Source organism: Bacillus sp. AFS053548 (assembly GCF_002575105.1).
Classification (GTDB): domain Bacteria; phylum Bacillota; class Bacilli; order Bacillales; family Bacillaceae_G; genus Gottfriedia.
Genome location: NZ_NUHI01000036.1, coordinates 1 through 24536, shown reverse-complemented (window position 1 = coordinate 24536; position 24536 = coordinate 1). Strand labels below are relative to the sequence as shown.

Annotated in this window: 25 protein-coding genes and 2 other annotated features; all 25 genes read right to left on the bottom strand. The window is 35.2% G+C overall.

All coding sequences use genetic code 11. The features are described 5' to 3' along the window. Positions 1-45: 45 nt before the first annotated feature. Positions 46-3576: a DNA-directed RNA polymerase subunit beta gene (rpoB, locus tag CN946_RS18790; protein WP_098862510.1), complete on the bottom strand. Its 3531-nt coding sequence runs from the start codon at positions 3574-3576 to the stop codon at positions 46-48. Positions 3577-3820: 244 nt separating this feature from the next. After that, a complete protein-coding gene (locus CN946_RS18785; protein WP_098862509.1) occupies positions 3821-4420 on the bottom strand; it encodes a class I SAM-dependent methyltransferase in 600 nt (199 codons plus the stop codon). Between the two features lie 109 nt (positions 4421-4529). Further along, complete coding sequence (rplL, locus tag CN946_RS18780) at positions 4530-4889, bottom strand: 50S ribosomal protein L7/L12 (RefSeq protein ID WP_069033604.1); 360 nt, start codon at positions 4887-4889, stop codon at positions 4530-4532. A 56-nt stretch (positions 4890-4945) separates the two neighbouring features. Continuing rightward, positions 4946-5446, bottom strand: coding sequence for a 50S ribosomal protein L10 (gene rplJ, locus CN946_RS18775; RefSeq protein WP_069033603.1), 501 nt, complete (start codon positions 5444-5446; stop codon positions 4946-4948). 43 nt (positions 5447-5489) lie between these two features. Continuing rightward, positions 5490-5625: a sequence feature (ribosomal protein L10 leader region), on the bottom strand. Positions 5626-5679: 54 nt separating this feature from the next. Then, positions 5680-6369, bottom strand: a complete 690-nt coding sequence (gene rplA, locus CN946_RS18770) for a 50S ribosomal protein L1 (RefSeq protein ID WP_056467376.1) — start codon at positions 6367-6369, stop codon at positions 5680-5682. A 115-nt stretch (positions 6370-6484) separates the two neighbouring features. Next, the gene (gene rplK / locus CN946_RS18765) at positions 6485-6910 is read right to left on the bottom strand and encodes a 50S ribosomal protein L11 (protein WP_056467373.1); all 426 of its coding nucleotides are present in this window, start codon (positions 6908-6910) and stop codon (positions 6485-6487) included. A gap of 169 nt (positions 6911-7079) precedes the next feature. Beyond that, positions 7080-7613 carry a transcription termination/antitermination protein NusG gene (nusG, locus tag CN946_RS18760; RefSeq protein ID WP_097978206.1) on the bottom strand — a complete coding sequence of 178 codons (534 nt, stop codon included), beginning with the start codon at positions 7611-7613 and terminating at the stop codon, positions 7080-7082. A gap of 114 nt (positions 7614-7727) precedes the next feature. After that, positions 7728-7925 carry a preprotein translocase subunit SecE gene (secE, locus tag CN946_RS18755; RefSeq protein WP_235832964.1) on the bottom strand — a complete coding sequence of 66 codons (198 nt, stop codon included), beginning with the start codon at positions 7923-7925 and terminating at the stop codon, positions 7728-7730. 112 nt (positions 7926-8037) lie between these two features. Then, on the bottom strand, positions 8038-8184 hold the full coding sequence (gene rpmG, locus CN946_RS18750) for a 50S ribosomal protein L33 (RefSeq protein ID WP_082459366.1): 147 nt from the start codon (positions 8182-8184) through the stop codon (positions 8038-8040). A gap of 134 nt (positions 8185-8318) precedes the next feature. Then, positions 8319-8969 (bottom strand): RNA polymerase sporulation sigma factor SigH, encoded by a 651-nt coding sequence (sigH, locus tag CN946_RS18745; RefSeq protein ID WP_056467364.1) that lies wholly within the window; start codon positions 8967-8969, stop codon positions 8319-8321. Between the two features lie 65 nt (positions 8970-9034). Further along, positions 9035-9514: an NYN domain-containing protein gene (locus CN946_RS18740; protein WP_483295406.1), complete on the bottom strand. Its 480-nt coding sequence runs from the start codon at positions 9512-9514 to the stop codon at positions 9035-9037. A gap of 34 nt (positions 9515-9548) precedes the next feature. After that, positions 9549-10292 (bottom strand): 23S rRNA (guanosine(2251)-2'-O)-methyltransferase RlmB, encoded by a 744-nt coding sequence (rlmB, locus tag CN946_RS18735; RefSeq protein ID WP_098428746.1) that lies wholly within the window; start codon positions 10290-10292, stop codon positions 9549-9551. Position 10293: 1 nt separating this feature from the next. After that, positions 10294-10710, bottom strand: a complete 417-nt coding sequence (locus CN946_RS18730; RefSeq protein ID WP_098862506.1) for a Mini-ribonuclease 3 — start codon at positions 10708-10710, stop codon at positions 10294-10296. Between the two features lie 4 nt (positions 10711-10714). Further along, a complete protein-coding gene (gene cysS, locus CN946_RS18725; protein ID WP_098862505.1) occupies positions 10715-12115 on the bottom strand; it encodes a cysteine--tRNA ligase in 1401 nt (466 codons plus the stop codon). Between the two features lie 4 nt (positions 12116-12119). Next, entirely contained in the window at positions 12120-12758 is a 639-nt protein-coding gene (gene cysE, locus CN946_RS18720; protein ID WP_098862504.1) for a serine O-acetyltransferase, read from the bottom strand. A gap of 83 nt (positions 12759-12841) precedes the next feature. Then, positions 12842-13061, bottom strand: a binding site (T-box leader). Between the two features lie 42 nt (positions 13062-13103). Then, complete coding sequence (gltX, locus tag CN946_RS18715) at positions 13104-14564, bottom strand: glutamate--tRNA ligase (protein ID WP_098862503.1); 1461 nt, start codon at positions 14562-14564, stop codon at positions 13104-13106. Between the two features lie 42 nt (positions 14565-14606). Then, a complete protein-coding gene (ispF, locus tag CN946_RS18710; RefSeq protein ID WP_098862502.1) occupies positions 14607-15086 on the bottom strand; it encodes a 2-C-methyl-D-erythritol 2,4-cyclodiphosphate synthase in 480 nt (159 codons plus the stop codon). Between the two features lie 11 nt (positions 15087-15097). Further along, entirely contained in the window at positions 15098-15784 is a 687-nt protein-coding gene (gene ispD, locus CN946_RS18705) for a 2-C-methyl-D-erythritol 4-phosphate cytidylyltransferase (protein WP_098862501.1), read from the bottom strand. Positions 15785-15804: 20 nt separating this feature from the next. Beyond that, the gene (locus CN946_RS18700) at positions 15805-16875 is read right to left on the bottom strand and encodes a PIN/TRAM domain-containing protein (RefSeq protein WP_098862500.1); all 1071 of its coding nucleotides are present in this window, start codon (positions 16873-16875) and stop codon (positions 15805-15807) included. A 49-nt stretch (positions 16876-16924) separates the two neighbouring features. Next, on the bottom strand, positions 16925-17998 hold the full coding sequence (gene disA, locus CN946_RS18695; RefSeq protein ID WP_098862499.1) for a DNA integrity scanning diadenylate cyclase DisA: 1074 nt from the start codon (positions 17996-17998) through the stop codon (positions 16925-16927). Positions 17999-18000: 2 nt separating this feature from the next. Continuing rightward, complete coding sequence (radA, locus tag CN946_RS18690; protein ID WP_098862498.1) at positions 18001-19380, bottom strand: DNA repair protein RadA; 1380 nt, start codon at positions 19378-19380, stop codon at positions 18001-18003. Positions 19381-19559: 179 nt separating this feature from the next. Continuing rightward, positions 19560-22001, bottom strand: coding sequence for an ATP-dependent protease ATP-binding subunit ClpC (gene clpC, locus CN946_RS18685; RefSeq protein WP_098862497.1), 2442 nt, complete (start codon positions 21999-22001; stop codon positions 19560-19562). Between the two features lie 20 nt (positions 22002-22021). Then, the gene (gene mcsB, locus CN946_RS18680; RefSeq protein ID WP_069033590.1) at positions 22022-23089 is read right to left on the bottom strand and encodes a protein-arginine kinase McsB; all 1068 of its coding nucleotides are present in this window, start codon (positions 23087-23089) and stop codon (positions 22022-22024) included. Between the two features lie 5 nt (positions 23090-23094). Beyond that, entirely contained in the window at positions 23095-23643 is a 549-nt protein-coding gene (mcsA, locus tag CN946_RS18675; protein WP_098862496.1) for a protein-arginine kinase activator protein McsA, read from the bottom strand. Positions 23644-23662: 19 nt separating this feature from the next. Continuing rightward, positions 23663-24124, bottom strand: a complete 462-nt coding sequence (locus CN946_RS18670; RefSeq protein WP_098862495.1) for a CtsR family transcriptional regulator — start codon at positions 24122-24124, stop codon at positions 23663-23665. Positions 24125-24536 lie beyond the last annotated feature (412 nt).

The window sequence follows — 24536 nt, the reverse complement described above, 5'->3', positions numbered from 1 at the left end:
GGGCCTACCTCCCTTTCTGTCCTAAGGTTTTACCCTATATAATACTTATTCTTTTACGTATTCAATATCCATCGCTAAATGTTCTGAAGATTGATCATCATCATCTTCAGTATCACGCATTTCAATTTCTTGATCTGTAGCAGACATCATTTTAACATCCATACCTAGAGATTGTAATTCCTTAATCAATACTTTGAATGATTCTGGAACACCTGGTTCTGGTACATTTTCACCTTTAACGATTGCTTCATATGTTTTCACACGGCCAACAACGTCATCAGATTTAACTGTTAAGATCTCTTGTAATGTATAAGCAGCACCGTATGCTTCAAGTGCCCAAACCTCCATCTCACCAAAACGCTGTCCACCAAATTGTGCTTTACCACCAAGTGGTTGTTGCGTAACAAGTGAGTACGGTCCTGTTGAACGAGCATGTAACTTGTCGTCAACCATGTGTGCAAGTTTGATCATATACATGACACCTACAGATACACGGTTATCGAAAGGCTCACCACTACGTCCATCATATAGTACAGTTTTTGCATCACGTGCCATACCAGCTTCTTCAATTGTTCCCCAAACATCTTCCTCACGTGCTCCGTCAAATACTGGAGAAGCAACATGAATACCAAGATATCTTGCAGCCATACCTAAGTGTAGCTCTAATACCTGACCGATGTTCATACGAGAAGGTACACCTAATGGGTTTAACATGATATCAACTGGCGTTCCATCAGGTAAGAATGGCATATCTTCTTCTGGTAAAATACGAGAGATAACCCCTTTATTACCATGTCGTCCAGCCATTTTATCCCCTTCAGAGATTTTACGTTTCTGAACGATATAAACACGAACAAGTTGGTTTACTCCTGGTGGTAATTCATCACCGTTTTCACGAGTGAATACTTTCACATCAAGAATAATTCCGCCTCCACCATGTGGAACACGTAATGAGGTATCACGAACTTCACGAGCTTTTTCACCGAAGATTGCATGTAGAAGACGTTCTTCAGCAGTTAATTCAGTTACACCTTTAGGCGTTACTTTACCAACTAATAAATCTCCATCTTTTACTTCAGCACCAATTCGGATAATTCCACGCTCATCAAGATTTTTAAGTGCATCTTCACCAACGTTTGGAATATCACGAGTGATTTCTTCAGGTCCTAATTTTGTATCACGAGCTTCTGATTCATATTCTTCAATATGAACTGAAGTGTAAACATCTTCTTTAACTAGACGGCGACTCATAATGATCGCATCCTCGTAGTTGTAACCATCCCATGTCATGAATGCTACTAATACGTTACGTCCTAGTGCTAATTCACCTTTTTCCATCGAAGGTCCATCTGCAAGAATTTCGCCTTTTACTACTTGGTCACCAACACTTACGATTGGGCGTTGGTTATAACAAGTACCTTGGTTAGAACGTACGAATTTTAACATACGATATTTATCAAGGTCACCTTTAACTTTTTGTCCATCTACTTCTAAGTAGCGACGTACCCAAACTTCTTTCGCTTCAACACGTTCAACGATACCTGGGTGTTTACAAATTACTGCAGCACCTGAGTCTTTTGCTGAAACGTATTCCATACCTGTACCTACGATTGGAGATTCAGGGTTTAATAATGGTACTGCTTGACGTTGCATGTTCGCTCCCATTAGAGCACGGTTCGAGTCATCGTTCTCTAAGAAAGGAATACATGCTGTCGCAGCTGATACTACTTGTTTAGGAGATACATCCATGTAGTCAATACGTTCACGTTTAACAACTGTGTTATCTCCACGGAAACGAGCTACTACATCTTCATCTAAGAAGCTTCCGTCTTCACCTAAACGAGCATTCGCTTGGGCTACAACGTATAAATCCTCTTCATCAGCAGTTAAATAGTCAATTTTATCAGTTAGACGACCTGTTTCAGGGTCAACTCGACGATAAGGAGTTTCAATGAAACCAAATTGATTTACTTTTGCATAAGAAGAAAGTGAGTTAATTAATCCGATGTTCGGTCCCTCAGGCGTTTCAATCGGACACATACGGCCATAGTGAGAGTAATGAACGTCACGCACTTCAAATCCTGCACGTTCACGTGTTAAACCACCTGGTCCAAGTGCTGATAGTCTTCGCTTATGAGTTAATTCAGCAAGAGGATTTGTTTGGTCCATGAATTGAGATAGCTGTGAACTACCAAAGAATTCTTTAATTGAAGCAATTACAGGGCGAATATTAATTAATGCCTGCGGAGTAACTGCGTTTGTATCTTGAATTGACATACGTTCACGTACAACACGTTCCATACGAGATAGACCGATACGGAATTGGTTTTGAAGTAATTCACCAACTGAACGTAAACGACGATTTCCTAAATGGTCAATATCGTCAGTGTCACCTACGTTATGTAGCAGGTTAAAGAAGTAAGAAATTGAAGAGATAATGTCCGCAGGTGAAATATTTTTCACACTTTTGCTTACATTGGCATTTCCAATAACTTGAATAACTTGTTCACCATCTTCTACAGGAGCGTAAATTTTAATAGATTGTAAAGTAATCTCATCTTCTAATACGCCAGCAGCAGGGTGAGCAACTTTTTCACCAATATTCTTTTCTAAGAATGGAATAATACGATCTAACGTACGGCGATCAAGAGTTGTCCCTTTTTCTACAATAATTTCACCAGTTTCTGGATCCACTAATGTTTCTGCAATACGTTGGTTAAATAGTCTATTTTTAATGTGTAATTTTTTATTTATTTTGTAGCGTCCAACGCTAGCTAAGTCATAACGCTTCGGATCAAAGAAGCGAGTAATTAATAGGTTTTTAGCGTTTTCTACTGTAGGTGGTTCACCTGGACGTAATCTTTCATAGATTTCAAGAAGCGCCTTTTCAGTGCTATCTGTGTTATCTTTTTCAAGAGTATTACGTAGGTATTCGTTTTCGCCTAATAAGTCTAGAATCTCTTGGTCTGTACCAAACCCAAGCGAACGTAGTAGTACCGTTACAGGTAATTTTCTTGTACGGTCAATACGTACATAAACTACATCCTTCGCGTCCGTTTCGTACTCTAACCAAGCACCACGGTTCGGAATAACTGTAGCCGTAAAACCTTTTTTACCATTTTTGTCGATCTTTCCACTATAGTACACACTTGGAGAACGTACTAATTGTGAAACGATTACACGTTCAGCACCATTAATAATGAATGTGCCTGTGTCCGTCATCAGTGGGAAATCCCCCATGAAAACGTCTTGCTCCTTAACTTCGCCAGTTTCCTTATTTAATAGGCGAACTTTCACTCGAAGTGGAGCAGCGTAGTTTACGTCACGCTCTTTCGATTCTTCTACAACATACTTCGGCTCACCTAAACTGTAATCAATGAATTCTAATGATAGATTACCTGTGAAATCCTCAATTGGTGAAATGTCTTGGAACATTTCTCTCAAACCTTCATCTAAGAACCATTGGTAGGATGCTGTTTGAATTTCAATTAAATTAGGTAACTCTAAAACTTCACTGATACGAGCATAACTTCTGCGTTGGCGGTGTCGTCCATATTGAACTAGTTGACCTGTCAACATATTCACCCCTTAAATAAGAGTATTTAAAACAAAAAAATAGTAACAAATAAGCAGAAAACATCCCTTACTTGTTAAACAAAAAATAAAATGGTTTCAAAATGAAAACCATTTATTAAACTCAACGACAGTCATTTTACTATCATTTCCAAAGAATATAGAAATATACCCACTTTCAAAAAATCATTTTTGAAAATAAATATATATTGGCATTTAATAATACTATCACAAGCAAAAATTGCAGTCAATCTTTTTTACTTTTTATGATATAATATCCTTTATCTTTTTTTACTACCTCAACCTCGTCGAAAGTTTCTTTTAATAAATCAAGAGCAGATGGCGCCCCTTGCTTCTTTTTAATAACTACCCAAAGCTCTCCACCAGGGAGTAATTTATCATGAGCACTTTTTAAAATCTCATGAACAACACTTTTCCCGGCACGAATTGGCGGATTTGTTAAAATTGCCGCATATTCACCAGCAACATTTTCATAGATACTACTTTCATAGATTTTCACATTATCTATTTTATTTACATCCGCATTTTCTTTTGCTAATTCTATCGCTCTTAAATTCACATCAACCATTTCCACCGTTCGACTAGAATCATCTTTTGCGATTGATAATCCTATTGGACCGTATCCACATCCAACGTCTAAAATATTACCTTCAACTTCTGGAAATGTGAATGTGTTAATTAAAACACGGGATCCAAAATCAACTTCATTCCTAGAAAAAACACCTGAATCAGATTGGAACTTCAAATCATTCCCTCTCAGAGTAAATGAAAATACCTTTTTATCAGTTTTACTATTCGGTTGATTTGTAAAATAATGATCTGCCATTAAAAATCCTTCTTCCATATATATACTTATCAACAGTCTTTCCAAAAGTAACCCCATATGTACAAAAAAAGCTCGCATAAATGCGAGCTTTTCTAAAAACTTTTAGAAATTACTTAACTTCTACGTTAGCGCCAACTTCTTCAAGTTTAGCTTTCATTTCTTCAGCTTCTTCTTTGCTGATTCCTTCTTTAATTGCTTTAGGAGTGTTGTCAACTAATTCTTTAGCTTCTTTTAATCCTAAACCAGTTAATTCACGAACAACTTTGATTACTTTGATTTTTTGGTCGCCAGGGCTAGCTAATACTAAATCAAATTCAGTTTGCTCAGCAGCAGCTTCTACAGCGCCACCCATCATAGCTACAGGAGCAGCAGCAGTTACGCCGAACTCTTCTTCGATTGCTTTTACTAAGTCATTTAATTCTAATACAGTCATGTTTTTAACTGCTTCAATGATTTGTTCTTTAGTCATTGTTAATTTCCTCCTTGTTTATACCTTTAAATTATATATTTTAAGCGATCTTGGCATTAAGCGCCTTGTTCTTCTTTTTGTTCTGCAACTGCTTTAGTTGCAAGAGCGAAGTTGCGGATTGGTGCTTGTAGCACGCTAAGCAACATAGAAAGTAAACCTTCGCGAGATGGAAGTTCAGCAAGAGCTTTAACTTCTTCAACAGTAGCAACGTTTCCTTCGATTACACCAGCTTTAATTTCTAAAGCTTCGTGTTTTTTAGCGAAATCGTTGATTACTTTAGCAGGAGCAATTACATCCTCCGTACTAAACGCGATAGCGTTTGGACCAGTTAATGATTCGTTTAAACCAGCTAAGCCAGCCTCTTCAGCAGCACGACGAGTTAAAGTGTTTTTGTAAACTTTGAACTCAACGCCAGCTTCACGTAATTGCTTACGTAATTCAGTTACTTCAGCAACATTTAAACCACGGTAGTCTACAACAATTGTTGATTTACTATCACGTAATTTAGCAGCTACTTCAGATACAACTTGTTTTTTAGCTTCTAATACTGCGCTCATTTATTACACCTCCTGTGGATTTTTGTGTGTATACCGCAAAAGTGTAACCATAGCAAAACCTCCACGAACTTTTCAAAAAAAGACATGGAGGTTGTATATGCACGAATTTATCAGTTATACACCTCGGTAGGATATTAAGCATAAGCACCTACTGTCTACGGTAGTCTATTTAATTAGCAAGACAATCTCCATTATAGAGAGTTCTTGTCGAATTGTCAACTTTGTTTTTTATCTTAGAAACTAGCTGGATCTACTTTGATACCAGGGCCCATAGTTGAAGTGATTGCTACGTTCTTCATGTATGTTCCTTTAGCAGCAGCAGGTTTAACTTTTACCATTGTTTCAAAGATTGTTGTAAAGTTTTCTACTAACTTTTCGTTTTCGAAAGATACTTTACCGATTGGTACGTGAATGTTACCTGCTTTATCAACACGGTATTCAACTTTACCAGCTTTGATTTCGTTAACAGCTTTTGTTACGTCAAATGTAACTGTACCTGTTTTCGGGTTTGGCATTAAACCTTTAGGTCCTAATACACGTCCTAATTTACCAACTTCAGCCATCATGTCTGGAGTTGCTACTACTACATCAAAATCGAACCAACCTTGTTGGATTTTGTTAATCATGTCAGCATCGCCTACGAAATCAGCACCAGCAGCTTCAGCTTCTTTAGCTTTTTCACCTTTAGCGAATACTAATACACGTTGTACTTTACCAGTACCGTGTGGAAGAACTACTGCACCACGAATTTGTTGGTCAGCTTTCTTTGGATCTACTCCTAAACGGAATGCTACTTCAACTGTTGCATCGAAGTTAACAGTTGTAGTCTTTTTAACAAGTTCAACAGCTTCGTTTACTGCGTAAACAGCTGTACGATCTACTAATTTAATAGCTTCTTGGTATTTTTTACCTTTGTTAGCCATGTTTTATTCCTCCTAATGTGGTTTTAACGGATTTTCCTCCCACGAATAAAGGTTGCGATAAAACACATCAAATGATGTTCGCAACCTCCTCAATCACACCTTATTGAAGATGGGATTAGTCTTCAATAACGATACCCATACTACGTGCAGTACCTTCTACCATACGCATTGCAGCTTCAACAGAAGCAGCATTTAAGTCAGGCATTTTTTGTTCAGCAATCTCACGCACTTTATCGCGTTTAACTGTTGCTACTTTTTTACGATTTGGTTCACCAGAACCAGACTCGATACCAGCCGCTACTTTAAGAAGTACAGCAGCAGGAGGAGTTTTCGTAATAAATGTAAACGAACGATCTTCGAATACAGTGATTTCAACAGGAATAATTAGACCAGCTTGGTCAGCTGTACGAGCGTTGAACTCTTTACAGAATCCCATGATGTTAACACCTGCTTGTCCTAATGCAGGACCAACTGGTGGTGCTGGGTTTGCTTTTCCTGCAGGAATTTGCAATTTTACCATTTTAATTACTTTTTTAGCCACGAGACACACCTCCTTAAGTCCGTGATGTGGTGACGGGTTTTTACACCCTCCCACTCATATCGTTTTGCATTTGCATGCATATTCTTATACAGAAGTTAATATCATCTTTTCGATGCATATTGACCTTTAAAAGTCTAACATTTTCAAATTAAAAATGCAAGGTCTTGTATTATAATTTTTCAATAAGGTGTAAATCCAGTTCTACCGGTGTTTCTTTATTAAAGAATTCTACTAACACAGTCACTTTTTTCTTTTCGAAGTCAATTTCTTTAATTGATCCAGTATAATTCGCAAATGGACCTTCTTTTAATCGAACAACTTCATTTACATCTAAATCAAAATCAATTGTTTGTTCATCTAGACCCATATGTTTTAGAATATGAGTAATTTCTTCTTCTAAAAGTGGGGTTGGTTTTGAACCAGATCCTGCTGAGCCAACGAAACCAGTTACTCCCGGTGTATTTCGAACTACATACCAAGAATCGTCAGTCATGACTAGTTCAACTAACACATAACCCGGAAACACTTTACGTTTCGTTACTTTCTCTTTACCGTTCTTCATTTCCACTTCTGATTCTTCTGGAACTATTACACGGAAAATTTTATCCTGCATTCCCATTGTTTCAACACGTTTTTCTAAATTCGCTTTTACTTTATTCTCATATCCTGAGTAAGTATGAACTACATACCATCTTTTTTCCATGTTAGAGGACTACTTGTCCTTCCCTCCCCGGTCAACTTTCTTTGCAAATTAAAAAACCCGTCACCGGGCTTTTTTTTAAACATTATCACTCATTATAGCACAATTAGTTTTAACTTATTCAAGAATAAGTCGAATTAGTTTAGAAAGTCCTGTGTCAATTACAGCGAAGAATACTACAAAGAATAAAACTGTAGCTAATACTGTAACTGTTGAATTAACTAATTCTTTACGTTTAGGCCATGAAACTTTTTTCATTTCACTTTTTACTTCGCGAAAAAACTTACCGATACGACCCACAGATGCAACCCCCATATATACTAGTTTAGAGATTTACGAAACGTCCGCCTTGTCCAAAAAATAGTGCATGATCTTTAACTTATATACTGAATAAGGACATTCGCAATTATCATTTATCTTACTTCATTTATTTTGTTTCTTTATGTGTAGTATGCTCATTGCACGTTTTACAAAACTTTTTCATCTCCAAACGTTCTACAGAAGAGGAATTCTTCATCGTGGAGTAATTTCTATTATTGCAATTAGCGCACGACAGGACAACTTTTTTTCTCATGGTGACACCAACCTAATTCATCTATAATTATCCATTTAGAATGTACCATGTGAAATATAAACTGTCAAATTCATTTCTAAACCCTTGTATTCCTATATAATATTAAGAATTACAAATGGATTTCTTTGATCTAATTAAACTGATAGTTCTCTAATTTCCATATATCTTTCAAGCTTTCTTTTTACTCGTTGGAGAGCATTATCAATCGATTTTACATGTCTGTTTAACTCTTCTGATATTTCTTGGTAAGATCGACCATCTAAATAGAGTGATAATACTTTTCTTTCTAAATCGCTTAATAATTCAGACATTTTAAGCTCTATGTCCACATTTTCTTCTTGATTGATAACAAGTTCCTCTGGATCCATGTTTTTTGTTTCTGTTAAAACATCCAGTAATGTACGATCAGATTCCTCATCATAAATAGGCTTGTCCAATGAAACATAAGAATTTAATGGTATGTGCTTTTGTCTAGTCGCTGTTTTAATTGCTGTAATAATCTGTCTTGTAATGCATAATTCTGCAAACGCCTTGAAGGACGAAAGTTTATCTTCCTTGTAATCACGAATTGCTTTGTATAATCCAATCATACCTTCTTGAATGATGTCTTCACGGTCAGCTCCTATTAGGAAATAAGACCTAGATTTTGCTTTAACGAAATTTCGGTACTTTTGAATTAAAAATGTTAGTGCCTCTTGATCTCCCTCTCGAACATATTCGAGAATTACCTCATCTTCTAAAGGGCCATACTCTATCATTAGCTTCAATTCCTGTTCAACGTTCAAAATTAGCACCTCCGACCAAACAATTTAATTAAATTATACAGCACAAAGAAGAAGGAAACAATAAGTCATCGTTCCCCTCTTCGCCATTTTTCTAAAATTTCTGTTTGTTTCGAATTTAAAGTCTTACTAATCGTCAGTCTTTGATCAGGTATTTCACTAATTCGACTACTTATCATTTTTTTATTTTGAGTAACCGATCGATAAAGTTCCATTGCAGGTATACGAAGTGCACCTTGTCCAAATATTTGCCATTGCTCAGTAAAGTCAGATGTCGCAACATAAATATGATGGTTAACATGACGGAGCTCAATTGCAAGTTTTTCAATTTTTTCATCAGCCGTCTGGTTTTTTCGAGTAAAAATCACTTCGACCTTTGAATTCTTGTCGACCTTTTCGATTCCATTTACAAAATGAGCATCAAATACAACAATTATATACATCCCTGTGTATGCCTTATACTCAGCAAGTTGAGTAATTAGATAATCACGTGATTTATCAAAGTCAATTTCTCGAATTTTTCTAAGATTCGGCCAAGCTCCAATCATGTTATAACCATCTACAATAAGAATCTCTTTCTTTTTATGATCCAAGCGGGTGTCTCTTACGATGTATTTCATACATTAATAGACTAGCCGCAACAGACGCATTTAAAGATGTAACTTTACCGACCATTGGTAATTTAATTAGGAAATCACATTTTTCCTTTAAGATCCTGCTCATGCCTTTACCTTCGCTACCAATAATTAACCCAAGAGAAATTTGGCCATCCATGTTTCGATAGTCATCAGCACCTTTTGCATCTGTACCAAAAATCCAAACTCCTCTTTCTTTTAATTCATCTATAGTTCTTGCTAAGTTCGTTACTCGAGCTACTGGAATGTATTCAATTGCTCCAGTAGAAGCTTTAGCAACCGCTGAAGTTAAACCTACCGCTCTTCTCTTTGGAATAATGATTCCATGAGCACCAACTGCATCTGCAGTTCTCATAATTGAGCCTAAATTATGAGGATCTTCAATTTCATCAAGAATTAAGAAGAACGGCTGTTCATTTCGACTACTCGCAACTTCAAATAAATCATCAAGTTCCACATATTCATATGCAGCTACTTGTGCTACTACACCTTGGTGGTTTCCCTTAACCATTCCATCTAATTTCTTGTTTGGTGCTGTTTGAACTATCACTTTGTTTTGGTTAGCTAATTCTAAAAGTTTATGGATTTGACCTTTATTTGCTCCTTCGCTAACCCAAATTTTATTTATATCACGACCTGAACGTATTGCTTCCATAACTGGATTACGTCCAATAATAAATTCCTCAGACATATTATGCTCCTTTATCATTCTCAATAATTTGAATCGCAAAATCTACAATTGTATTGAGTCTATCTTCATTTTTTAATAAATAATGGTACCCAATTAACGCTTCCATTGCGGTTGCGTATCGATATGTTTGTACATCAGTATTTTTTGGTACAGTTCCTGACTTTGCATTACGGCCCCTTTTAACGACCGCAACTTCTTCATCTGACAGTATCTCAGTAAAAAGCATTTCTCTAATTACTTTAGCTTGTCCTTTCGCAGAAACAAATCTTGTTGCTGCTCGGTGAAGTTGATTAGGTCTTACTGTCCCTTTTTCAAGGAGGTGATGACGTACATAAATTTCATATACAGCATCACCTATATAAGCAAGTGCTAAACTGTTTAGTTGTTTAGCATCAATTTTTTGGTTACTTTCAATCATGAAGTTATCCTCTTTTCCAGCGAATACCTTGCGGAGTATCTTCAACGATTATATTCATTTCTTTTAATTGATCACGAATTTGGTCCGCTAATGCAAAATCACGATTTTTACGTGCGTCTGTACGTTTTTGAATCAATGCTTCGATTTCATCATCTAACATTGCTTCTTCTTTAACTAGTGTTATGCCTAGAACATTTGATAATTCATCAAAAGTTGCTACTAATTGATTTAATACATTTGTAGAAGTATGTGTTTCTAGTAAATATTGATTTGCCAATTTAGCTAATTGATATAAAACAGAAATTGCATTAGCTGTATTAAAGTCATCATCCATTACTTTTGTGAAGACGGTTTTTTCATCTGCTATTTCTTTTAACCACTTATTGTCATCTTCTGTTAAATTAGTACTTCTTTCTAAACGATGCTTACTATTTTGATATGCCGTTTTAATACGTTCAAAACCATTTCTAGCTTCTTGTAAAAGTTCATCACTATAGTTAATTGGGTGACGATAATGCACTGATAACATGAAGAAACGTAATAACATAGGATCAACGATTTTTATAATGTCATGTACTAATACAAAGTTACCTAATGACTTAGACATTTTTTCGTTGTCGATATTGATGTATCCATTATGCATCCAATAATTTGAAAAAGTTTTCCCGCTTAAAGCTTCTGACTGAGCGATTTCATTCTCATGGTGTGGAAATGATAAATCTTGACCACCTGCATGTATATCAATTGTTTCTCCAAGGTATTTCTTCGCCATTGCTGAGCATTCAATATGCCATCCTGGTCTACCTTTCCCCCATGGACTTTCCCAGAATATTTCACCTGGTTTAGCTGCTTTCCATAGGGCAAAATCTAATGGATCTTCTTTCTTTTCGCCAACTTCAATTCTTTCACCAATTCGAAGGTCTTCAATTGATTGGTGTGAAAGTTTACCGTAACCATCAAATTCCTTAGTTTTGAAGTAAACATCACCTTCGGATTCATATGCATAACCTTTTTTTACTAGCTCATCGATAAACTCAATAATAATATCCATATTATCCATTACACGAGGATGATTCGTCGCTGTTTTGCAACCTAGTTCTTGAACATCTTCAAAATATGCATTAATAAAACGATCTGCTATAGTTGGAACATCTGAGCCTAATTCATTTGCTGCTTTAATTAACTTATCATCAACATCAGTGAAATTTGAAACATAGTTTACTTCGTATCCACGATATTCAAAATAGCGTCTTACTGTATCAAAAACAATAGCAGGTCTTGCATTACCAATGTGAATATAGTTATATACAGTAGGTCCACATACATACATTTTGACCTTACCTTCTTCTATCGGCTTAAAATCTTCTTTATTCCTTGTTAATGTATTATAAATTTGAATTGCCATAGTTTTACTTCCTTTCAGATATACTCATTAAACTTCTTAGCTCTTCTAATTCCGATTCTAGTTGTAGTAATCGATCTGCTACTGGGTCAGGTAGATCACAGTGATCAAATTGATTATTTACTCTAATTCCATCTTGAACAACTATCTTACCAGGTATACCAACAACCGTAGTATTATTTGGAACATCCTTTAGTACAACTGAATTTGCACCGATTTTTGCATTTTCTCCGATTGTGATTGATCCTAGAACTTTTGCTCCCGTAGCTACTAGTACCCCACTCAATAAGGTTGGATGTCGCTTACCTTTTTCCTTACCGGTTCCACCTAATGTTACCCCTTGATAAATCGTAACATCATCACCTATTTCACATGTTTCTCCAATTACGACTCCTGCTCCATGATCGATAAAAAATCGTCTACCAATTTTCGCCCCTGGGTGAATCTCGATTCCTGTTAAAAAACGAGCAAACTGTGAAATACTTCTTGCAATAAAGTGCCATTTTTTCCGATAGAAATAATGAGCAAATCGATAAAGCCATAATGCATGTAAACCAGCATACGTAAGAATAACTTCTAAATAGCTAGTAGCGGCTGGGTCGCGTTCAAATATCGTCGCTACATCTTCCTTCATGTACTTTAGCATCTTCATTTCCCCTTAAAGAATTTATTAAGAATTTGATTTTTTTCTCTATAAAAAATAAAAAGCGTCCCAGTGTACATAACATACACAGAGACGCTTTATGCGCGGTTCCACTCTGTTTAGATAAAATAAATTTATCTCAACTCATGTAATGTAACGGTTTCCACCGCCCTAGCCTACTAAAACGTATTTTTCGGCTAAGGACTCAAGGGGGCACTTCCATGACTAGCGTTAAAATCACTTTCACCAATGTGATTCTCTCTGGGTAACGAGTAGCCATTTACTTTTCCCTATCAACATTTTACCTATATGAATATTACTTATATATATTACAAATTAATCAAAATGTTAACCAATTATTTGTTGTAAACGAGCAATAACTTTTTCTTTTCCTAATAAAGTCATCGCTGCTGGTAATTCAGGACCATGACATTGACCAGTTGTTGCAACACGAATTGGCATAAATAACTTTTTGCCTTTTTGTCCAGTTGACTTTTGAACTGATTTCATTGCAGCTTTAATTGAATCAACTGTAAATTCTTCAGAAGCTTTAAGTTCATCAACTAATGCTGAAAGTACTTCCTTCACTTGCTCTTCAGAAATAACAGCTTGCTCTTCTTCACCGAATGTTAATACTTCTTTGAAGAATAAGCTTGATAATTCTACTATTTCAGCACCAAAGCTCATTTGGTCTTGATATAAAGCTACTAGATTTGTAACCCACAGATTTTCGTCTGCAGTGCGTTCTTCATTTACAAAACCAGCTTTAATTAGATGTGGTAAAGAAATTTCTACCACTTTTTCTAATGGTTGCTCTTTAATATATCGGTTGTTAATCCAAGTTAATTTTTGCTTATCAAACATAGCAGGAGCAGAACTTAAACGACTTGGATCGAAATTCTTAATAAATTCATCCTTGCTGAAAATTTCTTCTTCACCAACTGGTGACCAACCAAGAAGAGCAATAAAGTTAAATAATGCTTCTGGTAAGTAACCAAGATTTTGATATTGTTCAATAAATTGTAATACAGATTCGTCACGTTTTGAAAGCTTTTTACGATTTTCATTCACAATTACTGCCATATGACCAAAATCTGGAGCATCCCAATTTAATGCACGATATACCATTATTTGTTTAGGCGTATTAGAAATATGCTCTTCCCCGCGCAGTACGTGACTAATCTTCATTAATGCATCGTCAACTACTACCGCGTAGTTATAAGTAGCGATTCCGTTCTTTTTAACAAGAACCCAGTCACCGATATCTTTTGATTCAAATTTAATATTTCCACGAACGATATCTTCCCACTCATACGTATCGTTTGCTGGTACTGCAAAACGAATAGTGTGCTCTGCACTTGCTGCTTCTTTAACAGCTCTTTCTTCAGCTGTTAAATGACGGCATTTTCCGCTATAACGTGTAGTTGGATGACCAGCCGCTAATTGCACTTCACGTTCCGCTGCAAGCTCTTCCTCTGTACAATAGCACTTGTATGCATGACCATTCTCAATTAATTCATTAGCATATTGTTTGTATAAGTCTAGTCTTTCTAGCTGACGATAAGGACCGTACTCGCCACCTTTATCTGGACCTTCATCCCAATCAATACCCAACCAGTGTAAATATTTCGCTTGGCTTTCTTCGCCACCTTCAACATTACGTTCGATATCAGTATCTTCAATACGTAATACCATATCACCGTTAAAATGCTTAGCAAATAAATATACGTATAATGCTGTACGTGCATTTCCAATATGTAAATGACCTGTCGGACTAGGTGCATAACGAACTCTTACTCTATTTGACATTTATAGACACTCTCCACTGAATAATTAATATACTTTATTAGTTTAAGCCTTCTTTTGTAACAATACAACCGCTTGGGATGCAATTCCTTCTTTTCTTCCTGTAAAACCTAATTTTTCAGTTGTTGTTGCTTTAACATTAATACAATCAGATGTCGTTTCAAGCAGTTCTGCAATTCGCTCTCTCATTAATTGGATATATGGTGCCATTTTAGGCGCTTGAGCAATAATCGTACAATCCGCGTTAACTAAATCATAGCCTTTATCCTTAACAATATGAAATACGTGTTGAAGTAGTTTTGCTGAATCAGCATCTTTAAAAGCTGGATCTGTATCCGGAAAATGTCTACCTATATCTCCTTCACCAATAGCCCCTAGTAATGCATCCGATATTGTATGAAGAAGAACATCGGCATCAGAATGACCTAATAAACCTAATTCGTATGGGATCTCAATACCACCAATAATTAATGGGCGATTTTCTGCAAAAGCGTGAACATCAAACCCTTGTCCAATTCTAAACATGTAAACACCTTCTAACCTCTATATTGTTCATAGATTGTTTCAGCAAAAAACAAATCTTCTTTAGTTGTTACTTTAATATTGTTATAATCTCCATTTACTACAAAAACTTTACTTCTGTTCCATTCAACTAAGCTAGCATCATCAGTTCCTAAATAACCATTTTCGATCGCTTTTTGATGAGCTTCCATTAGGCATTTGTATGTAAAAGCTTGGGGAGTCTGTACTCCCCAAAGTATAGAACGATCGATTGTCTCAACGACTTCTTGATCAATAACTTTCTTTATTGTATCTTTCAGTGGAACAGCACAGATGACTGCCTCATGTTCATTCATCTTTTCAAGAATCCGCTCAATCACTGCATTTGTTACAAAAGGTCTCGCCCCATCGTGTACTAAAATAAAACTTTCAGTATCCTTAATTGAAACTAAACCATTATAAACACTTTCTTGCCTTTCTGCTCCACCTTTTACATAGGTTATTTTATTTTGAATAAAGCTTGGCAAATTTAAAGTTTCAAAGAACTGTTTTTCAGATTCTTTAATCGGTAAGATAATCTCATTGCAACGATGATCTTCGCCAAATACTTTTAAAGTTAATTCAATAATTGGCGAGCTAATTATTTTTAGAAATAATTTATTATAGCCTGCACCCATTCGAGAGCCAGAACCCGCTGCTGGAATGATGACCTTATATTGCATTTTACGTATACCCCTCTAACTTACTTTACTTTTGCAAAAATCATGCGACCAGCAGAAGTTTGTAGTACGCTCGTAACGACAGTCTCTACTCGTTTACCAATTGATTCTTTACCGTCTTCTACAACGATCATTGTACCATCATCTAAATATGCAACACCTTGTAATTTTTCTTTACCTTCTTTTACTACAAAAGCAGTTAATACTTCCCCAGGTAATACTACTGGTTTAATTGCATTTGCTAGATCGTTAATATTCCAAACTTTAATTTGCTGAAGTTCACTTACTTTATTTAAATTAAAGTCATTTGTCACTAAAATACCATTTTTTAATTTAGTAAGCTTTACTAATTTGGCATCTACTTCAGGAACATCTTCAAAATCCCCTTCGTAGATTTCAACTTTCATAGCTAGCTCTTTTTGAATTCTATTTAGAATATCTAATCCTCTTCGTCCTCTATTTCGTTTTAACGTATCTGAGGAATCAGCTATATATTGTAATTCTGCTAATACAAATTGTGGAATCACAATTGTTCCTTCTATGAATCCAGTTTGGCATATATCAGCAATACGACCATCAATGATTACACTAGTATCTAAAATTTTAACTGGAATATCGAATGATGAATCTTGCTCTTCAGCAGTCTTTTTCTTGGCTTTTGAAGATAAAGTAAATAAACTCAATAATTCTTCTCTCTTTTTAATCCCAACTTGAAAACCTAAATATCCTAATAAAATCGTAACAACTATTTGAATAATTGATGAAACATACTGTAATCTAATTGAGTCAATTGGCAATGAAATAAGAAATGCCAGAATAAGTCCAAAAACAAGTCCTAAACTACCAAACAAAATCATTGAAATAGGAGCTTTTAATAATTTCTCCTCAATATACTTGATAAACGTTACTGTTGGATCAACTAACCAAAGCGATAAAATAAAAAAGATCACTGCTCCACTTAAAGCTTGCACATAAGAATTATGCAAAATATTAGGTAACTCTGTTTTTAACAGTTTATCTAATAGTGGAAAAAGTACTAAACCTAAAGTACTTCCGACAAAAATATAAATAACTTGAACGATCCTCTTTATCAATTCGCCACCTCCTTTAAATAAATAATAACTCTATCTTAGACGAAATAACTTAGTTATGTCTATTGATAAACAGTTGCTCCTGAATTCGTTTTAATCCTTCTTTGATTTTTTTTGCACGAATTTCACCGATTCCATCAACATCATCTAACTCAGCAAGAGTAGCTTTATAGATCCCTTTAAGGTGCTTAAATCGCTGTGTTAAATTTTCGATCACTAGCGGCGGTAGTCTAGAAATTTTCATCAACATACGATATCCTCTAGGTTCTACCATTTCTTCAAGATTTGTGTTATTCGGATAACCTAGCAATTTAATAATGGCATGGTCCTCTAACAATTCTTCATTTGCCAGTTCTTGGAGTTTTTGCAAAATATTTTTAGGATCTTGTTCCTTACTATAATGATAATCCTTTATTAAAAGTAATGCCTCCTCCTCAAGGTCCGAAATGATCTCAATTAACTGTAATTCAATCAGTCTTCCTTCATCACCAAGTTCAATTACATAGTTATTAATTTCATTTTTAATTCGAAGAACCATTTCAACACTATGTAAGACATTTACAACTTCAAATAATGTAACTAGCTCTTCAAATTCTAAAATACTAAGTGAAGTAATCCCTTGATTCCACACAATTTTATATTTTTCAAGAGTCTGAATCGCCTGATTAGCTTTTGTTAAAATTACGCCAATATCTCGCAGTGTATAGCGCAAATTACCTTTATATAAGGTAATAACATTACGTCTTTGCGAAATAGCAATTACTAAGTTTCCTGTCTGTCTTGATACTCGTTCTGCAGTCCTATGACGCATACCAGTTTCTTTTGTAAAGATTGATTGATCTGGTATCAATTGTGCATTTGCTAACAGGATTTTTGACCCTGTTTCATTTAAAATGAGCGCTCCATCCATTTTTGCTAATTCATATAAGCTAGCTGGAGAGAAAGGGTCATTAATATGAAAACCACCGTCGACCATTTCTTTTGTTTCATCATTAAAGCCAAGTACAATTAGTCCACCAGTCTGTGCTCTAAGTACATTATCAATGCCATCACGCAATGGTGTACCTGGAGCGATCATTTCTAAAACTGGCAACATTGATTTAGCTTTTTGTTTTTGATCCTCCATCTCTACCCTCCTAACACGTATTTTAATGCTTCATGTACTGTATTAATACCTATTATTTCCATTCCTTCAGGAAAACTCCATCCTCCAATATTTTTTGATGGAATTATTGCTCTTTTAAATCCAAGTTTAGCTGCTTCTTGTACTCTTTGCTCTATTCTAGATACCCTACGAACTTCTCCTGTTAAACCGATCTCACCAATTACTACATCTGTTGGATTAGTAGGTTTATCTTGAAAGCTTGATGCTATACTTACTGCAACAGCTAAGTCTACAGCAGGCTCATCTAACTTCAGTCCTCCGGCAACCTTTAAATAAGCATCTTGATTTTGTAATAAAAGGCCCATTCTCTTTTCTAATACAGCCATAATTAACGATACTCTATTATGATCTATACCAGTTGCCATTCGCCTTGCATTTCCAAAGCTCGTTGGAGAGACAAGTGCTTGTAGTTCAACTAGTACAGGTCTAGTACCTTCCATAGAAGCAACAACAGTTGAACCTGCTACTCCAAAAGGTCTCTCTTCTAAGAATATTTCCGATGGATTCAGCACTTCCACTAATCCTAACTCTTTCATCTCAAAAATACCAGTTTCATTAGTAGATCCAAAACGATTTTTAACTGCCCTTAATATTCGATATGTATGATGCCTTTCACCCTCAAAATATAACACCGCATCTACCATATGTTCCAGTAAACGTGGACCTGCAATTGATCCTTCTTTTGTTACATGTCCTACTATAAAGATCGGGATCCCTTTAGTTTTCGCGAATTTCATTAATTCTGAAGTACACTCTCGTACTTGTGATACACTACCAGGAGCAGATGTTACTTCTTGTAAATAGATTGTTTGAATCGAATCAATTACAACAAAATCAGGAGCCATCTCATCCATATATCGAGCAATATGAGACAAATCTGTCTCGGATAAAACATATAAGTTTTGTGTAGCAACACCTAGTCGTTCTGCTCTTAATTTTATTTGCTTCTGAGATTCTTCACCTGAAACATATAAAACTTTATGATCCTTTTTAGCCAATTGTGAGGAAACCTGTAAGAGCATCGTCGACTTACCAATTCCCGGGTCACCACCAATTAATACTAATGAACCTAAAACGATACCGCCACCTAAAACCCGGTTAAACTCATCGAAAGAAGTTTCAATACGAGTTTCAGTGCCAATTTCCACTTCCATAATTGAAATTGGTTTCGTTCCTTCTACTGTAGCATTTGTATTAAATGTTAGCCTTCTTGAACTAGCAGGTTGTTCTATAAACTCAACCATTGTATTCCACTCGTTACATGCAGGACACTTTCCAATCCACTTTACTGACTCATATCCACAAGATTGACAAACGAATTTCGTTTTATTTTTTTTAGCCATATGTATAGTACCTCTTTTGTTACTATGATTTTCTATATTAATAGAGTATGTATTCTAAGTCTATCCTAACGCTTTTTTGATATAAGAAAAAGGGCTTCACGCCCTTTTTCACAAATTAGATAACTTTACAATTAATTTGTTCACTTATCCTTCATAAAAGGTATGAACTTTGTAATTGCTTATTGATTTACAGTTTCAGCCTCTGATTTTATCAAATATTCGTTATCTTTTACATCAAGAATAACTTTTCGGCCTTTTTCAACATTACCTTTTAATAATTCTTCGGATAAACGATCCTCTACTTGTTTTTGAATTGCTCTTCTTAATGGACGAGCTCCGTATTCAGCATCGAATCCTTCATCTGAAATTTTATCAATTGCTGCATCTGATAATTCTAGTTCAATTTCTTGTTCTTTTAAACGCTTCGTTAAGCTATTAACCATTAAGTGAACAATTTCTTTAATATGTTTCTTCTCTAATGAATGGAAGACGATTGTTTCATCGATACGGTTTAGGAATTCAGGACGGAATGCTTTTTTCAGTTCCTCTAATACTTTTCCCTTCATATCTTTGTAATCTTTTTCCCCATCATTAATATTGAATCCAACATATTTATTTGTTTTTAAAGCACTTGCTCCGACGTTTGATGTCATGATTACAAGTGTATTTCTAAAGTCAACTGTGCGGCCTTTTGAATCAGTTAATCGACCGTCTTCTAATACTTGAAGTAGGATATTAAATACGTCTGGATGAGCTTTCTCAATTTCATCTAATAGAATTACCGAGTAAGGTTTACGTCTAACTTTCTCAGTCAATTGACCACCTTCATCATATCCTACATATCCTGGAGGTGCTCCTACTAAACGAGATGTTGCGTGTTTTTCCATATACTCCGACATATCAATACGAATCATCGCATCTTCATCGCCGAAAATTGTTTCAGCTAATGCTCGAGCCAACTCTGTTTTACCTACCCCTGTAGGACCTAAGAAAATAAATGAACCAATTGGACGTTTTGGATCTTTTAATCCAGCTCTTGCACGTCTTACAGCTTTCGAAACTGCAACTACTGCTTCTTCTTGACCAATTACTCGTTTATGAAGAACACTTTCCATATTTAACAGTTTATCTGCCTCTGTTTGAGCAAGTTTTGTAACTGGAATATTCGTCCATGATGATACAACATTCGCTATATCCTCTACAGTTACTTCAGAATTTTCTTTGCCTTGTTTCTCTTTCCATTGACGTTTCGTATCTTCTAATTGTTCACGTAATCTTTGTTCTGAGTCTCTTAATGATGCTGCTTTTTCAAATTCCTGACTTTGAACAGCTGCATCTTTCTCTTTACGAACTTCCTCTAATTTTAATTCTAATTCTTTTAAATTTGGCGGTGTTGTAAAGCTACGTAGTCGTACTTTAGAACCTGCCTCATCAATAACATCAATTGCTTTATCCGGTAAGAAACGGTCTGTAATATATCGATCAGATAGTTTTACAGCTTCAATAATTGATTGATCAGAAATTGATACTCTATGATGTGCCTCATAACGGTCACGTAAACCTTGAAGAATTTGAATTGACTCGTCTACACTCGGCTGATCAACTTGAATTGGTTGGAAACGACGCTCTAACGCAGCATCTTTTTCGATATATTTACGGTATTCATCAATTGTTGTTGCACCGATGCATTGTAGTTCACCACGTGCTAATGATGGCTTTAAGATGTTAGATGCATCAATTGCACCTTCCGCTCCACCTGCACCAATTAATGTATGAAGTTCATCAATAAAAAGAATAATATTACCAGCTTGACGAATTTCGTCCATTACCTTTTTCAGACGATCTTCAAATTCACCACGGTACTTAGTTCCAGCTACAACAGTACCCATATCAAGTGTCATTACTCGTTTATCTCTTAAAATCTCTGGTACTTCATTATTAACAATTTGTTGAGCTAATCCTTCTGCAATAGCTGTTTTACCTACACCAGGCTCACCAATTAATACTGGATTGTTCTTAGTGCGTCGGCTTAACACTTCAATTACTCGCTGAATTTCTTTGCCACGTCCGATTACAGGATCTAAGCGACCCTCTCTAGCTGATACAGTTAAATCACGAGCTAAGCTGTCTAATGTCGGTGTGTTTGCTTGATTAGCAGATCCATTTTGATGATTAGACGAGCTTTCATTACTACCTAATAATTGAAGAACTTGTTGACGAGCTTTATTTAAGCTAACACCAAGATTATTTAATACTCTTGCTGCTACGCCTTCTCCTTCTCGAATTAATCCTAAAAGGATGTGTTCTGTTCCTACATATGAATGCCCTAATTTACGAGCCTCATCCATTGATAATTCAATCACTTTTTTAGCTCTAGGAGTGTAGTGTACTGTTTGAGCAACTCCCTGGCCACGTCCTATTAATGTTTCTACTTCTTGTTGTACTTTTTCTGGGCTTAATCCAAGAGCAAGTAATGCTTTAGCAGCAATCCCTTCTCCTTCTCGAACAAGTCCTAGTAAAATATGTTCTGTACCTATATTTGAGTGTCCAATTCGGATTGCCTCTTCTTGAGAAAGAGCTAATACTTTTTGAGCACGTTCTGTAAATCGACCAAACATCATAATTGGTTCCTCCCATATAATTAGTTATTTTTATTAGATAGTCTTTCGCGTATTAGTGATGCTCTTTTAATATCCCTTTCTTCGGGAGTAAGCTGATCACCGACATACTGTTGTAAAATACCTGGTTGAGTTAATATCATTAATTCATGTAAAAAGTTTTTAGATAAACCATCAATTAAACCTAAATCAATTCCTAATTGTACATCCGATAAACACTTAGCACTTTCCTTTGTTTCTATTATTCTTCCGTATTTCAATGTACCTAAAGAACGAAAGACTCGATCTTCTAAAAGAATTAAAGAAGTTCTGGCAAGTGCATCTCTTGCTGATTTCTCGTGTTTGATCAGTTGTTGAACAATTGTCGTTAAATCTTCTATTATTTCTTCTTCCGATTTCCCTAATGTTATTTGATTCGAAATCTGAAAGATATTACCTAATGCTTCGCTACCTTCACCATAAATTCCTCTTACTACTAAACCAAGTTGATTAATAGTAGGGATTAAACGGTTAAATTGTTTCGTGATGACTAGTGCTGGAAGATGCATCATCACTGATGCCCTTAATCCGGTACCAACGTTAGTAGGACAACTGGTTAAATAACCAATTGTTTCATCAAAAGCATATTCAAGCTGACTCTCTATATAATTATCAATATGATTCGCTTGAGTAAGTGCCTCTCTAAGTTGTAAACCTGGAAATAGAGCTTGAATTCTTAAATGGTCTTCTTCATTGATCATAATGCTAATTTGTTCATCCTGAGATAAAATACATGCACCATGTACCGACTCTTGAACTAAATTAGGACTTATTAAGTGTTTTTCAATTAATACTCTTTTCTCTACTGGTTCTAACTTATTAATTTCAATATATTCAAAAGGTCCGTTTGGTAAAGCTGTACTACCTTCAAAATAATGTTTAACTAAATGACAAATTTCTTTAGCCTTGTCTTGACTAAGTAAAGTTGGATACAAATATGCACTGAAATTTCTAGCTAACCTAATACGACTACTTAAAACGATATCATCATCTGGACCTTCTTGTTTCATCCATGGACTGATGGCCTCATTAATAATTCGATTAATAGACATGTAACTTACTCCACCTCCTTTTGAAGGGCTTGTAAATCTTTTTCAATTTCACGAATTTCATCCCGTATCTTAATTGCTTGCTCAAAATCTTCTTTATCAATAAAATTTTGCATTTGAGATTTCAAGTCTTGTAGCTTCCTTTTCAAGGAGATCGCCCCATTAATCTTTTGAGGTATTTTCCCTGTATGCGATACATTACCACTATGAATTCTTTTAACAATTGGTTTCATCTGATCCATAAATGTTTCATAACAAGTAGAACAACCTAAACGTCCAATTTTAGTAAATTTTTGAAAAGTCATCCTACATCTAGGACATTCAATTTGGGAATCTTGATGAAATTTATTTTTCTTCATTTCATAAATACCAGTATTACCTTTAAACAATCCAGCTAACAAATCATTTACAGAATAACCACCTATTTCAGAAAAAATATGTTTATTGTTCGATTCATTTGAGCATTTCTCACATAAGTGAATATCTGTTTTCTCACCATTAATAATTTTAGAATAGTGTAATGTTGCCGGACGTTCTTGACATTCTTGACAAATCATTGTGGGCAACCTCCATATTCTATTTATACTTCAAACTTCTTAGCATTGCCTTAAACATTCTTGCTCTTAACTCGTCTCGATAAGGTAAATTAACCATTATTACTGAACGATCTAATACACTTAACATCATTTTTGCTTCTCGCCCAGTAATTACATTTTTTTCAAGTAGTAGACGAATATAGTCCTCTGAGCTAGACTGTGCAATATTATGAGTAAAGCTACTTAATATTTGATCAATCACGCTCGCTTTATCATGAAATTGCACTTTAATAATTCGAATATACCCGCCACCACCACGTTTACTTTCTACTACATATCCTCTTTCTAATGTGAATCTAGTATTAATTACATAATTTATTTGAGAAGGTACACAATCGAATTTATTCGCTATTTCACTTCTTTTTATCTCGACATAATCTTTATCGGATATGTCAAAGTAGTGCATTAGATATTGTTCAATAATATCTGATATATTCTTCATCTATTTACCACCTTTACTGACTTTGACTATCTTTGACTATTATTATATTCCTTTCATGAAAAATTTCAACTATTATCTCTTTACCATTTTTTCCAAACGATACAGCTCTTAATCTTTTTTTACATATTAAGAATTGTATAAATTGGTAGCCTAGAAGAAAAATTGACGTATTTTTCATTTTTTGGTATTAAATATAAGTGCTATATCCTCTCTGTCTTTGCCTAAAGGTTCGCCAATTGGCGATTTTTCTTTATCAGTATATATATATATGTTATACAATTCTTTTAAGAAGCTTTTTTTTCCTTTTTACTTTTATTAAAAAAATATTAACTTGATCTATTTCATTTGAGTAATTTTAGGTAACAAAAAAAACATCAGCTAATAGCTGATGTTTTTGATTACCAGGCGACGT